General features: G+C 57.6%; 10 protein-coding genes and 2 pseudogenes. 8 read left to right on the top strand and 4 right to left on the bottom strand.

The annotated features are described in order from the left end of the window. The first annotated feature begins 29 nt into the window (after nucleotides 1-29). Nucleotides 30-908 (top strand): pantoate--beta-alanine ligase, encoded by an 879-nt coding sequence (gene panC, locus N7578_RS04025; RefSeq protein WP_311109012.1) that lies wholly within the window; start codon nucleotides 30-32, stop codon nucleotides 906-908. Continuing rightward, nucleotides 905-1,726 carry a 3-methyl-2-oxobutanoate hydroxymethyltransferase gene (panB, locus tag N7578_RS04020; RefSeq protein ID WP_311109011.1) on the top strand — a complete coding sequence of 274 codons (822 nt, stop codon included), beginning with the start codon at nucleotides 905-907 and terminating at the stop codon, nucleotides 1,724-1,726. The genes panC and panB overlap by 4 nt, the downstream gene beginning before the upstream one ends. A gap of 61 nt (nucleotides 1,727-1,787) precedes the next feature. Here the strand turns inward: panB and N7578_RS04015 are convergent, their stop codons facing one another. Continuing rightward, nucleotides 1,788-2,627, bottom strand: a complete 840-nt coding sequence (locus N7578_RS04015) for an alpha/beta hydrolase (RefSeq protein ID WP_311110048.1) — start codon at nucleotides 2,625-2,627, stop codon at nucleotides 1,788-1,790. Between the two features lie 250 nt (nucleotides 2,628-2,877). Between N7578_RS04015 and N7578_RS04010 the strand changes: the two genes are divergently transcribed. Beyond that, the gene (locus N7578_RS04010) at nucleotides 2,878-3,870 is read left to right on the top strand and encodes a GlxA family transcriptional regulator (RefSeq protein ID WP_311109010.1); all 993 of its coding nucleotides are present in this window, start codon (nucleotides 2,878-2,880) and stop codon (nucleotides 3,868-3,870) included. A 60-nt stretch (nucleotides 3,871-3,930) separates the two neighbouring features. Here N7578_RS04010 and N7578_RS04005 read toward each other — a convergent pair. Then, nucleotides 3,931-4,169, bottom strand: a pseudogene (locus tag N7578_RS04005) (alpha/beta hydrolase); the annotation flags it as partial. 299 nt (nucleotides 4,170-4,468) lie between these two features. Between N7578_RS04005 and N7578_RS04000 the strand changes: the two are divergent. Together N7578_RS04000 and N7578_RS03995 are read left to right on the top strand one after the other, a co-directional pair. After that, nucleotides 4,469-4,729: a hypothetical protein gene (locus N7578_RS04000; RefSeq protein ID WP_311109009.1), complete on the top strand. Its 261-nt coding sequence runs from the start codon at nucleotides 4,469-4,471 to the stop codon at nucleotides 4,727-4,729. A 492-nt stretch (nucleotides 4,730-5,221) separates the two neighbouring features. Next, nucleotides 5,222-5,461, top strand: a complete 240-nt coding sequence (locus tag N7578_RS03995) for a DUF6894 family protein (protein WP_311109008.1) — start codon at nucleotides 5,222-5,224, stop codon at nucleotides 5,459-5,461. 592 nt (nucleotides 5,462-6,053) lie between these two features. Here N7578_RS03995 and N7578_RS03990 read toward each other — a convergent pair. Together N7578_RS03990 and N7578_RS03985 are read right to left on the bottom strand one after the other, a co-directional pair. Then, on the bottom strand, nucleotides 6,054-9,167 hold the full coding sequence (locus N7578_RS03990; RefSeq protein ID WP_311109007.1) for an efflux RND transporter permease subunit: 3,114 nt from the start codon (nucleotides 9,165-9,167) through the stop codon (nucleotides 6,054-6,056). Nucleotides 9,168-9,170: 3 nt separating this feature from the next. Then, complete coding sequence (locus N7578_RS03985; RefSeq protein ID WP_311109006.1) at nucleotides 9,171-10,358, bottom strand: efflux RND transporter periplasmic adaptor subunit; 1,188 nt, start codon at nucleotides 10,356-10,358, stop codon at nucleotides 9,171-9,173. A 435-nt stretch (nucleotides 10,359-10,793) separates the two neighbouring features. On the opposite strand from N7578_RS03985, the gene N7578_RS03980 reads away from it, so the two are divergent. From N7578_RS03980 to N7578_RS03970, 3 genes and pseudogenes are all read left to right on the top strand, one after another. After that, nucleotides 10,794-11,402 carry a TetR family transcriptional regulator gene (locus tag N7578_RS03980; protein ID WP_311109005.1) on the top strand — a complete coding sequence of 203 codons (609 nt, stop codon included), beginning with the start codon at nucleotides 10,794-10,796 and terminating at the stop codon, nucleotides 11,400-11,402. Nucleotides 11,403-11,656: 254 nt separating this feature from the next. After that, nucleotides 11,657-11,914 (top strand): annotated as a pseudogene (locus N7578_RS03975) (IS3 family transposase); the annotation flags it as partial. Between the two features lie 166 nt (nucleotides 11,915-12,080). After that, nucleotides 12,081-13,190, top strand: coding sequence for a PAS domain-containing protein (locus N7578_RS03970; protein ID WP_311109003.1), 1,110 nt, complete (start codon nucleotides 12,081-12,083; stop codon nucleotides 13,188-13,190). Nucleotides 13,191-13,199 lie beyond the last annotated feature (9 nt).

Below are 13,199 nucleotides of genomic sequence, written 5' to 3'. Positions count from 1 at the left end.
CGCGCCGGTGGAACAGGGAGGGATAGGATATGCGCCTTGTCAAAACCGTGGCGGAATTGCGCGAACACATCGCAGCATTCCGGCGCGACGGAAAAAGGGTCGGCTTCGTACCGACAATGGGCTTTCTCCATATCGGACACATGACGCTGGTTGCCAATGCCAGGGCGGAAAACGACGTCACCGTGGTCTCCATTTTCGTCAACCCGCTACAATTCGGCGCGAACGAGGATCTGGCGCGTTATCCACGCGATCTCGACCGCGACAGCGCGATGCTTCAGGCCGCCGGTGTCGATATTCTCTTTGCTCCGGATACCAGCGAAATGTACCCTCGCCCCATGTTGACGGTCGTCGATGTTCCGGAACTTGGCAGCCAGCTGGAAGGTGCGGTTCGCCCCGGACACTTCGCCGGTGTCGCGACCGTGGTGACGAAGCTCTTCAACCTCGTCCAGCCGGATGCCGCCTATTTCGGCGAGAAGGATTACCAGCAGGTCACGCTGATCAAACGGATGGTCGAGGATCTTGCCCAGCCGGTCCGCGTCGTCGCCGTGCCAACCGTTCGCGAAGCGGACGGCCTCGCCTGCTCGTCGCGCAATGTATACCTCGACACCGAGCAGAGGGCCGCGGCCGTCGTCGTGCCCCGCGCGCTCGATGAAGCCGAACGCCTGTATACCGAAGGCAACGATGACCCGGCAGCTTTCGAAGCTGCGATCACCCGCTTTATCGCAAACGAACCTCTAGCAGCGCCGGAAGTCGTTTCCGTCTGCGATCCGCAGACGCTGAAACCGCTGACATCGCTACAATCGGGACCGGTGCTGGTCGCCTTGTTCGTCCGAATCGGCTCGACGCGTCTTCTCGACAACCGTGTGATCGGTGCGGGCGCAGCCCCCCATGGAAAGGCTGCGAGATGAGCACCCACGGAAAAGAGAAACGGCTGACAACAGCGTCCATCCGCAAGATGAAAGGCAACGGTCGCATCGTCTGTCTGACAGCATATACAACGCCGATTGCCCGGCTGCTCGATCCCCATTGCGATCTGCTGCTCGTCGGAGATTCGCTCGGCATGGTGCTCTACGGCATGGATACTACCGTCGGCGTGACGATGGACATGATGATCGCGCATGGCGGTGCCGTCATGCGTGGCGTCGAGCATTCCTGCGTCATCGTCGACCTGCCTTTTGGCAGTTATCAGGAATCGAAAGAACAGGCGTTTCGCAATGCGGTGCGACTGATGCAGGAAACCGGCTGCGATGGAGTGAAGCTGGAGGGCGGCGAAGAAATGGCCGAAACCATCGCCTTCCTCGTTGCACGCGGTATTCCGGTGTTCGGTCATGTCGGGCTGATGCCACAGTCGGTCAATACGGCTGGCGGGTTCCGTTCTCTCGGCCATACGGATGCAGAAGCCGAAAAGATTCGGCGGGACGCCGTCGCGGTCGATCAGGCTGGCGCTTTCGCAATTGTCGTGGAGGGAACCGTCGAACCGCTTGCGCGTGAGATCACGTCCAGTGTAGCCGCCCCGACCATCGGGATCGGCGCGTCGCCTGCCTGCGATGGACAGGTTCTCGTCTCAGACGACATGCTGGGATTGTTCACCGACTTCAAACCGAAATTCGTCAAACGGTTTGCCGACCTGAGCCCACTCGTTTCGAATGCAGTTGAAACCTACGCAAAAGAAGTTCGAGATGGCGTTTTTCCGGCACAGGAACACACATTCCAGATCAGAAAATAGCGTGTGATGTAAAAAAGGCGCGACCTTTGCTGGCCGCACCCTTTGTCTGTCGTTGGCCGTTTCAGCCCTTGATGAAGGCGAGCAGATCGGCGTTCAGCACGTCGGCATTGACGGTCAGCATGCCGTGCGAGAAGCCGGGATAGGTCTTCAGCGTGCCGTTCGCCAGAAGCTTGATCGCCTTGTGCGCCGCATCGGCAATCGGCACGATCTGGTCGTCTTCGCCATGCAGCACCAGCGTCGGAACCGTAATGGCCTTCAGGTCTTCCGTCTGGTCGGTCTCGGAAAACGCCTTGATGCCGTCGTAATGGGCCTTGGCGCCGCCCATCATGCCCTGACGCNNCCACCAGTTCTGGATCACGCCTTCCTGAACCGTCGCACCGTCACGGTTGAAACCGTAGAACGGGCCGGCCGGAACATCGCGGAAGAACTGCGCACGGTTGGCGGCAAGCGCCGAGCGGAAACCGTCGAACACCTCGATCGGCAGACCTTCCGGATTGCCAGCCGTCTTCAGCATCAGCGGCGGAACCGCGGCAACCAGAACGGCCTTGGCGACGCGGCCCGACGGCTGGCCATGCTTTGCGACGTAACGGGCAACCTCACCGCCACCGGTGGAGTGACCGATGTGAACGACGTTCTTCAGATCGAGCGCCTCGACAACGGCAAAGGCGTCGGCGGCGTAATGATCCATGTCGTGACCGTCGGCCACCTGAGCGGAGCGGCCATGGCCACGCCGGTCATGGGCGATCACGCGAAAACCCTGCGACAGGAAGAACAGCATCTGTGCGTCCCAGTCGTCCGACGACAGGGGCCAGCCGTGGTGGAACATGATCGGCTGGGCATCCTTCGGGCCCCAGTCCTTGTAAAAGATTTCAGTGCCGTCCTTGGTGGTTACAAAGCCCATGTCGATATCTCCTTGCGATGAACTGTTTGTGGAAGAGTTGTGTGAGAAGGCGAGCGCCGGGATGCTCACGCTGGCAAGTGCGATGCTTCCGATCAGTACGCTGCGCCTCGACACGAAAAATCGATCTGTCTCGGATGCCATTGCAATTCTCCTGTCGCGCTGTGTTTGCGAATTCCGTATTTGACAAAGAGAACATAGCGCCATCGCCTGGCAGAAACACGTGGCGGAAATGACTTTATCCGAGGCAAAAGTGGCAAAACGCGAAGAGACTGATTTCATCGAAGTGGGGTTGCTGGTCTACCCGGATTGCCAGTTGTCTGCCGTTTACGGATTGACCGATCTGTTTCGCGTCGCCAGCGACTGGTCGACGGATCTGCAGGTGCCGACAAGCCTTCGCAACATCCGCGTCAGCTACTGGAAGATGGAGGACGGGGATGTGTCCTGCACATGGGATTCACGCCCAGGAATTCCGCACGCGCTGAGCTACGTTATTGCGCCACCGAGCATCATAATGCCGGAGAAAATGCAGAGTATGGGTCCCGCGTCGCAATGGCTAGCGTCTCAGCATGCGCGTGGCGTCACCGTCTGTTCGATCTGTGCCGGAGCGTTTGTTCTTGCCGAGACCGGTCTCATTGACGGCCGACGCGCCACGACCCACTGGGCTTTCGCCGAAAGGCTTGCCGAACAGTTTCCCAATATCGACGTCTCGCCCGACAACATGATCATCGACGACGGTGACGTCATCACCGCCGGCGGCATCCTCGCCTGGGCGGATCTTGGTCTGCTGCTTGTCGAGAAGCTGCTTGGACAGGCCGTAATGCTTGAGACGGCACGCTTTCTCGTCGTCGATCCGCCGCGTCGCAGTCAGAGCCAGTACAAGGCTTTCCTTCCGCGCTTCGATCACGGCGACAAAGAGGTCCTGCAAGTCCAGCACCAGTTTCATTCGGCACCGGAGATGCAAAAGTCGATCGGCGAATTGGCGGAGAGCGTGCGTCTTTCAGAGCGGACACTTCAGCGCCGCTTTTTCCGAGCGACACGGCTGAAACTGACCGAATATCTGCAGAACGTTCGCATCATGAAGGCGCGACAGTTGCTCGAGACGACGAATGGTTCGGTCGAGAGCATCGCATATTCAGTGGGTTATACAGATCCGGCCGCATTCCGAAAAATATTTGGCCGACTGACGGGCGCGAAGCCGAATGTTTATCGCGGTGATACACGACTCAAATCATCAGAAAATTGATGCCCTGCCGGATGATGGACTGGCCGCCGGTTTCTTAATGGCAGCACGCGCCGCACGGGCGGCCACCCCGAGCGCTTTGTCGCGCGTGGATGTCAAGATTGCAAAATGCGCTCGCCTCGGCCACATCTCCTTGAACTGACGGCGAAACACGTCTGTCGATGTCCGGGGATTCCAGAATGACATTCCTGATCACAAACGCGAATCCATTTTTCATGCATCGCAACCCCGCGCGCAGGGCCTCCAGCCGTGATCCAGCCTCTCATCGAGTGGGCGAGGATAGTCGTGTCGTCGACGTCGGGGCATTCCGGGACAAAGCTTGGCAGGTTCGAAGACCTCTATCATTCAACGCAAAAAAGGGGTGGGAGCGTTTTCACAAACGCTACTTATGCGTTGAAATAAACTGCTTGAGCGGCACACATCTCCCAGTCGTCCCAAGCCGTCTTCGGTCGGTTTTAGACTATCTATGACCCACTATTATTCGCTGGTGCTTTTGATGAAGAAGGGCGTTAACCTCATTCCATTGGCATCAACCGAATTCGTAGGCGATGCCGACTGAGGGTTACTATGTGCTCCCGCCTGCCTAGCTAGGAGTGCACCCATGTGTAAACCAGCCTATACCGAAGCATGCCCACTCCGAACTCTTCTGCTGCCTTGGGCGATGCGCTTCACCAGTTCCGAAGAACTTCAGATCAAACTCGTCGAGGCAACGATAGCTGAAACTTTGGAAGCGTTTCCCACATCGAATGATGAGATCGAGATTGATTTTCAATTGATCGCCACAATGCGCCATGTCGCGTTGGTGGAATTTGGGCTCTCCAATGTTTCCCCAGGCCGAAAGTCCCGGTCACGAGTAGCTTGACATCAGTGTATCGTTCGAGATCGCGGCGGAGAAAACAGCGCAAGGCCAATCTTAGCGACCTCAACAACGTCATCGATTAGAACGTAGAGGCCGACAGCATCCAAGTTTTTCAGTAACTCGACAGGTGCAAACTCGTCGAATTCAATCTCGATATTCACGTCATCAACCACCCGTGATAACGGGGTTTCGGTCGCGTCCACCAAGGGTGAAACGGGACCGACGATGGTGGCTCCTGCGCCGAGCAAAAGATCATTGCACGCGGTGTCAGTATCACTTGCCTTTCAAAGATCAATATACGCCTTGATTCGAAGCTTTGTAACATATGGCCGTCCTCCCTTCGCTCTTTGCTCGCTTAACAGGTGTCCATCGCGATTGTTCCCAAAGGCCTTCAGCACGGGAAGGTTACAATAGGGAGCGCCTTATCGTGAGAATTGAGGAACCATGCATGTGATGCTGAGTTTTCGTGGGACTGTAAATTCAGGACACCATCAAATGCCTCGTTACTTCTTTCACTTGCGTGACTCTGAGGGCCTATCAGAGGACAACGAAGGCGCGATACTCTCAGGCGATGAACAGGCCCGCCTTGAAGCTCTGAAGGCGGCGAGAGAAATGCTTGCCGAGAAAATCATTCGAGATGAGGTGCTCGATGGCACTCAGTTCGAGGTGGTGCGCTACGATGGCTCGCTGATCGCAAAAATACCCCTCAGGTCGGTGATGCGATTTAGTGAGTAGGGTGCCAGCCCCGCGTCTGGCTGCGTTCCAATCGACCAACTGATGACCATGCCATCGAAGCAGTTGATGATGGGCGAAAGGTAGATCTTCCCAGCCGGGATCTCGAACTCGGTGATGTCTGTCAGCCACTTCACATGGCGTTTCATGGATGAAGTAGCATCATGACCGACTAGCTGATCTTTCCAGTTGTACAATGTCGGCCTGCATACGCCCAGTCGGTCCGCTACTCGTTGGACACTTTCCTCTCCCCTGCAAAGCTCGATGACGCCGACCTGTTTCAAACTTTCAGGATAGTCCGGACGCCACGATCGACCGACTATGGATGCTACGGGGGAAGGCTTGGCGGGTTTGCCGGTTACTGGTAGCTTTCCAAACGGCTTCGTCGCCGGGGTTGGAGGCGATCTGAGCTATACTGGGCCGATAAGGACTATAGCGGTGGTTTCAAGCTCGGAAGCGACCTCTCAGGCGGTCCGTGCCCGCGCCAGATGGGCAGGCGTGCAGGGGCCGAACGTCGTGCGCGAGGAACATATATGCAAGCTGGGTCTGATATACGAACACCGTTCCGCTTGTCTTTTTCATAGCAATCGATGCCTCATGCCGTCCCGCTCGATTGGGACTGGTCGGGTGATGGCTGCTTTCGGGTGAGCACGCGGCTCAGCCGTTCGAGATAGAGATAGACGATCGGTGTCGTGTAGAGCGTCATCAGCTGGCTGATGATCAAGCCGCCCACAATCGTATAGCCGAGCGGCTGGCGCAGCTCCGAACCCGTCCCGTGCCCCAGCATCAGCGGCACGCCAGAAAATAGGGCAGCACAGGTCGTCATCAGGATCGGGCGGAAACGCTGGAGACAGGAATGGCGGATCGCTTCTTGCGGTGTCATGTTTAGCTCCCGCTGGGCCTCGAGCGCGAAGTCGACGATCAGGATGCCGTTCTTCTTCACGATGCCGATCAGCAGGATCACGCCGATTAGCGCAATAATGGTGAAGTCGAAGCCGAAACCCCACAACATCGCAAGCGCCCCAAGCCCGGCCGATGGAAGCGTGGAAAGGATCGTCACCGGATGGACGTAGCTTTCGTAAAGCACACCCAGGATCAGATAGATCACACACAGCGCCGCAAGGACAAGAAGAGGCTCGCTTGCCAAGGACGACTGGAAAGCCTGCGCGTTGCCCTGGAAGGTGCCGGTGAGGGTTGCCGGTGTGCCGAGCGCTTTCTGTGCGCTATCGATGGCGCTCACCGCCTGGCTTAGCGCTGTACCCTTGGCAAGATTGAAGGAGAGCGTCACCGATGGGAACTGGCTCTGATGGGTGACCGCGAGCACAGCGGTGGGCTCTGTCGTCTGCTTGACCAGAAGGTCCAAGGGAACCTGTTCGCCAGTCACCGGCGACTTGAGGTAGAGGCCGTCGATCGCAGACGGATTATCCTTGAAACCGGGACTTACCTCCAGGATCACGTGGTAGCTGTTAACGTCAGTGAAGAACTGGGCGACCTGCCTCTGACCGAATGCATCGTACAGAGTGTTGTCGATCGTCTGGGCCTCGATCCCGAAGCGTGCCGCCTGGTCACGGTCGATCGAAAGCGTGATCGTTGCGCCACCATTCTGCTGGTCTGAAGCCACATCCGCAAGTTCCGGAAGCGTCTTGAACTTGGCGAGAAGCTTGCCCGCCCATTCGTCGAGCTCGGCGCCGTCTCCGTCCTGAAGGGTATATTGATACTGGGTCGCCGAGACCCTGCCGCCGACATTGATGTCCTGGGCAGCCTGGAGGAAGAGCTGGGCACCGTTCATCTGCTCGAGCTTCGGATGAAGCCGGCGAATGACTTCAGTTGCCGATGCGGTCCGCTGGTCGCGCGGCTTGAGCGTGATGAACATCCGTCCGGTATTGACGGTCTGACCCGCGCCACTGCCGATGGCCATCCCGATGGTTGCAACGGCCGGGTCGCTTTGAATGATCGCACCGGCCTCCTTTTGAAGCCGAGCCATCTGGCTGAAGGAAATGTCCTGGGAGGCTTCCAGCTGACCGATCAGGAGCCCGGTGTCCTGGGTCGGGAAAAAGCCTTTCGGGATCTCGATGAAGAGAACGCCGGTCGCGGCAATCGAAGCGATGAAGACCGAAAAGGTGAGCACATGAAGGCGTAGTGCGAGATCCAGCGTCCGGCTATACCCCGCGAGCAACGCCTCGAAGCCCTTTTCGAACGCCATGAAGAGCGGACCGTGGCTGACATCGGAATCCCGTTTTAGGAAGCGTGCCGCCAGCATCGGCGTCACCGTCAAGGAAACGATTGCCGACACCACGATCGTCAACGTCACCGTGATGGCGAATTCCTGGAAAAGCCGTCCTACAAGCCCCCCCATCAGAAGGAGCGGTATGAAGACCGCAACCAGCGAGGCGCTGATCGAGACGATGGTAAAGCCGATTTCAGCTGCACCGTCCATCGCGGCTATGCGCGGCGACTTGCCCATTTCGATATGGCGCTGGATGTTTTCGATCATGACAATCGCATCGTCGACAACAAAGCCGATCGCGATGCTCAGAGCCATAAGCGAAAGATTGTCCAGACTGAAGCCTGCAACATACATCAACGCAATTGTCGTCATCAGCGCCAGCGGCACGGTGACGCTCGGAATGGCGGTCGCCCAGAAGCTTCTCAGAAAGACGAAGATGACCATGACGACGAGGCCGATGGTGATCGCAAGGGTCTTTTCGACATCCAGAACCGACGCCTGGATAGTTTCGGTCCTGTCGCTGAGGATCGAAATATCGACGGCGGCCGGTGATATCGCCTTCAACTGCGGCATGGCAGCCTTGATGGCCGCCACGGTGTCGATCACGTTTGCGCCGGGTAGCTTGAAGATCGGCAGGAGGATTGCCGGCTTGCCGTTTGCCCATGCCGCGAGTTGGGTGTTTTCAGGCGCACTGATCGCGTGGCCAATGTCCTGGATGCGGATCGGAGCGCCATCCTTGTAGGCGACGATCGCCTCGTTCCATCCCTTGGCGTCGAGCAACTGGTCATTGTCATAGATCGTGTATGTACGGGTAGCGCCCTGGATTGTCCCTTTGGGCGCATCGGTCGACAGGGTCGTTATCGCGCTGCGGATGTCTTCCAGTCCGAGATTGCGCGTGGCGATCTCGGCCGGATTGATCTGTACCCGGATGGACGGCTTCTGCTGCCCGAAGACTACCACCTGCGAGACACCGTTCAGTTGGCTTATGTGTTGTGCCAGCACATTTTCGGCGTAGTCATCGACGGCCGTTAGCGGCAACTCATCAGATGTCAGTGCGAGGATCATGATCGGAGGATCCGCCGGGTTCACCTTCCGGTAGGTTGGTGGCGAGGGAAGACCGGTCGGCAGCTGGCCGCCAGCCGCATTGATGGCCGTCTGCACATCCTGGGCCGCTCCATCAGTATCGCGCGAGAGATCGAATTGCAGGATGATCGAAGAGCTTCCCAATGTACTGGTCGATGTCATCTGCGACACGCCGGGGATTTGCGCGAACTGGCGCTCAAGCGGCTGCGTCACCGATGTCGCCATTGTGCGAGGATCGGCTCCTGGCAATTGTGCAGAAACCTGGATGGTTGGGAAGTCAACCTGTGGCAGGGCTGCAACCGGCAGGAAAGGATAGGCTGCGACGCCGACGGCGAAAAGCGCCACCATGAACAGGGAGGTCGCGATCGGCCGCTTGATAAACCAGGAAGATATCGACATCGTCTAGTCCTTCGCAACCGTGGCTGCTGAATAGGGCGTCGCATTGGCCAGCGTTCCCGGCGAAAGCCGGTATTGGCCTGTCACCACGACCTCGTCCGTTGGTTCCAGGCCGCTCGCGATCATCGCGGAGTGCCCTTCGATCGGCCCGACCACGACATTCTTCACCTGCGCCTTCTTCGAGGGATCGATGACGTAGAGGAAATAGCCGTCCGGTCCGCGTTGAAGCGCCGCCGATGGCACGGTCAGCGCATCGGGCACCTGCTTTTGCAGGATACGCAGCGAAACGGATTGACCCGGCCAGAGCTTCCCTTCGGGATTGCGAAATGTCGACTTTATCTTCAGGGTGCCGGTATCCTGATTGATTTCGTTATCGAGCAGCAAGATCCTGCCGGTCCCCAGTTCGGTCGTCATATCGACCGAGGTTGCCGTGACCGAGACCGGGCCGGCAGCCAGGGCTGCCTTTACCTCCTCGAGATCGCTCTCTCGCAAGGTCGAGATAACGGAGATCGGATCTGTCTGCGTAATCGTGACGATGGGAATGGCGCCAGCGGGAGAGACCTGGTTGCCTGGATCGATCTGTCGGATGCCAGTGCGGCCGTCGATCGGCGAGCGGATCTGGGTGTAGGTCAGCGAGACGTCGGCGCTTTCCTTGGCGCTCTGGTCCTGTTGCAGCTGTGCGGTGAGTACATTGACCTCAGTCCGCTGCTGTTCCAATTGTTCCTGGGTGACGATCTGCTGACCGGCCAGTTTCGTGTCCTTCTCCAACAGATATTGGGCATTGGCGAGATTGGCCTGGTCCTGCACGATCTTGGCTGCCGCTTCATCGGCAGATGCCTGGAATGGACGTGGATCGATAACGGCAAGCAAGTCGCCTTTACGGACGTTCTGGCCTTCGACAAAGCTGACGCTCTCCAACTGTCCGCTGATCTGTGGCGTGATGTTGACAGTGTTTTCTGACTGAACGAAGCCAAGGCCATTGAGAAAAACTGGCACGTTCTGCCGCTTTGGGTATGTAACTTCTACCGGCACACCTGCTGGTGGCGTGTCCAGGGCAAAAGCCGGCGAGGGGAGAAACTCCAGCGCAATCGCCGAGATCGCGGCTACCCCGACCGACGCACTCAAGATTCCGACGAACGCCATCATGTGATGCATTCTGACGCTGTGCCGACTGTCGTCTTGCAAGGACTTCATACTGCGCTCCGATTTCTAGCGGCAAGGGCGCGGCCAGCAAGCAGTCTTCGTGCCCGATGCCGTCAATGCGCGCGTTCCATAAAAAGATACCGGCAGCGTGATGGAGCGTAATCTATCCGCTGATCTAGATACCCCTACCCATAGGTAAGTGCTGGGCGGCCGTGCAAGTCCCATCTGCCTCCGAGGCGTGGCGGATGACCAATACCCATGAAGGAGCAAATATATGTAGGGATGATATTCGCGCACGCGCCCCGCGCCAGGCTTTTTGGATACGCGCACCGCAACCCTAAAAAAGCGGATAGCTCGATGAGACGTATGTTCGTGGGAATTGCAGTCGCCCAGGAATCCATCGTCATACTCTGGCTTGTTGCATAATAAGAATTCTGAAATTTGTCACATGTTGCGCAGTGGGGGTATGCCAGATAAAAACTGCTCATGACAAACGACGCCGCTGATTATCGCGACCGCATACTAGACACTGCCGCCGAACAGGTCCGTCGGTTTGGTGAGGCAAAGACAAACGTTGTCGACATTGCCAAGGCCATGGGTCTGTCGCATTCGGCGCTGTATCGGCACTTCCGGTCGAAGGCGGACATCTTCGATGCCCTTGCGGCGCGGACGATGGCGGAAGAGGCCGATCTGGCGGCCCGCTTTGCAACGGCCGATGGCTCGGCGGCAGACCGGCTTCGCGGACTTGTTCTGGCGCTCCACCGCAGCAAGCGGGCCAAGCTGGATGAGGACCCGGAGATTCACGGTCTCTACCGTCGTATCATGGCTGAACGCCCGGAACTCATCGCCGACTATGGCCGGCGCATGACGCGTCTCGTCCGGCAAGTGCTTGAGGATGGGGTAGTGCGTGGTGAGTTCATTATTCGGGACCTTGATGCAGCTGCCGGTGTGGTGCGCGACACTGTCACGGTCTTCGTGCATCCTGCTCATGTGGAGCAGGCTGTCGTGGCCGGTCTGGATCTGGAGCCGCGACTTCAGGCGGTAATCGATACGTTGGTCACGGCTTTCGCGACAACCAGCCAGCCTGACATATAGGCAACTGATCGGCTCGATTGCCCGGAATCCATCAGTGGCCTCCATAGCGAACAAGCAAGCATTCTCGCTCGATGCTGGAATTCGAGCGAGAGCTCTCGTAACTCCTAGTTCTGAAACCGACAGTCGCAGCCGGCCCCAAACTGACTATCTTCAGAGCCAACCGCTTGGTTGCCAGGGAGATTTGTCTTCGGGCGGTATCCCGAACTGTGTGGTCGTTGGTTCGTGCCCGCCTTCTACGGGTTCATTCCGGTTGATTTTACATGTGGCTGAAGAGCCCACTGAGCAGGCGCGCTAGCGAGGACAAGCGACAGACCGATCTGCTTCTGAAGGCGTCGGAAGAAAACGGCAAGGTCTACGGAGATCGCAAGCTTCACTACGATCTTCTCGATCAGGGAAAGATTTGCTGCCCGAACCGGGTTGCGTGTCTTGCCTGTCTTGCCGGGATCACGGCGCAGATTGGCTGCAAACGCGGTCCCGGCATCTATGGCGGCAGGCCAGCCGTCGCTGTCGACCTCTATTCCCGCCGGGTCTACCGCTCACGCGATGAAGCTCGCCAGGACGTTTTCGACCACATCGAAATGTTCTACAACCCGAAACGTGCATCGATAGTTTTTTGCTGACATTGGAACAAAAGCCGACGTGACCCATTTCTTCGGCGTGTAATTTCCAGGGCTCTGAATGAAAGACGACACCCACTCCAGGCAGGATGCCAAAGACGCCGGAGAGCGTCTCGTCTCAGGACATGCTTCTGAAGATCCGTTTGCGGCGGCATTCAAGGCCACCCGCATGCCGATGCTCATCACCGATCCTCGACAGCCGGATAATCCTATTATTTTTTGTAACAGCGCCTTCTGCACCCTCACCGGCTACGCGGTCGATGAACTGATTGGACGAAACTGCCGCCTCCTTCAAGGACCACAGACCGATCTGGCTGCCGTCGCCAAACTTCGTGACGCCGTTGCATCTGAAAGGGACATATCCGTCGATATCCTCAACTACCGGAAAGATGGCTCGACCTTCTGGAACGCGTTGTTCGTGAGCCCGGTACGCGATGCGTCCGGAGCGGTGATCTATTTTTTCGCTTCGCAGCTCGACTTCACCAACATAAAAAGCAAGGAGGCCGAACTCGCCCGCGCCCGACATATCGCCGAGGAAGAAGTGGCGATGAGAACAGCGGATCTGACCGAAGCCCTGCGCGCGAAAACGGCGCTGGTCCACGAGGTCGATCATCGTGTGAAAAACAATCTTCTGACGATCGCTTCCATCGTCAAGCTTCAAGCACGTATGACCGACAACGAGGTTGTTAAGCGGACATTGATGTCTGTGTTAAATCGGGTCGAAGCACTCAGTACCGTTCAGCGAAAGCTTCTGAACGATGAGGATGTAGGCCATTTTGACGTTGCGGATTTCGCCAATACCCTGATGCTGGACAAGATCGGCGCCTTGAAGCGGACCGATATACGGCTGACGACAGACCTTCACGAGGTTGTGGTTCCCGCAACCAAGGCATCTCCTCTCGCTCTGATAATAAATGAGCTCATTGGCGACGCCATTGGCCGCGGGTTGAGAGAAGGTGGTGGCGAGCTTCACCTGGAGGTGAAGCGGCTCAACGGTCACTTCCTCATCAGGGTTATCGACACCGTCGAACCCGTGGAGGTGGACAGCGAACAGGCCGCCTTCAGCAAGAAAATGTTGGAAGCCTCCTTGAGGCAGCTGCGTGCGACGATCGTGAGGACAGTAGACGATCACCGCACCGACGTTCAGGTCACGCTTTCCGTAAATGATTGAAAGGATATC

This window comes from Agrobacterium tumefaciens, from assembly GCF_031801495.1.
GTDB lineage: Bacteria > Pseudomonadota > Alphaproteobacteria > Rhizobiales > Rhizobiaceae > Agrobacterium > Agrobacterium tumefaciens_K.
The sequence above is the reverse complement of the archived record's forward strand: the minus strand, read 5'-3'. Positions and strand labels throughout refer to the sequence as shown.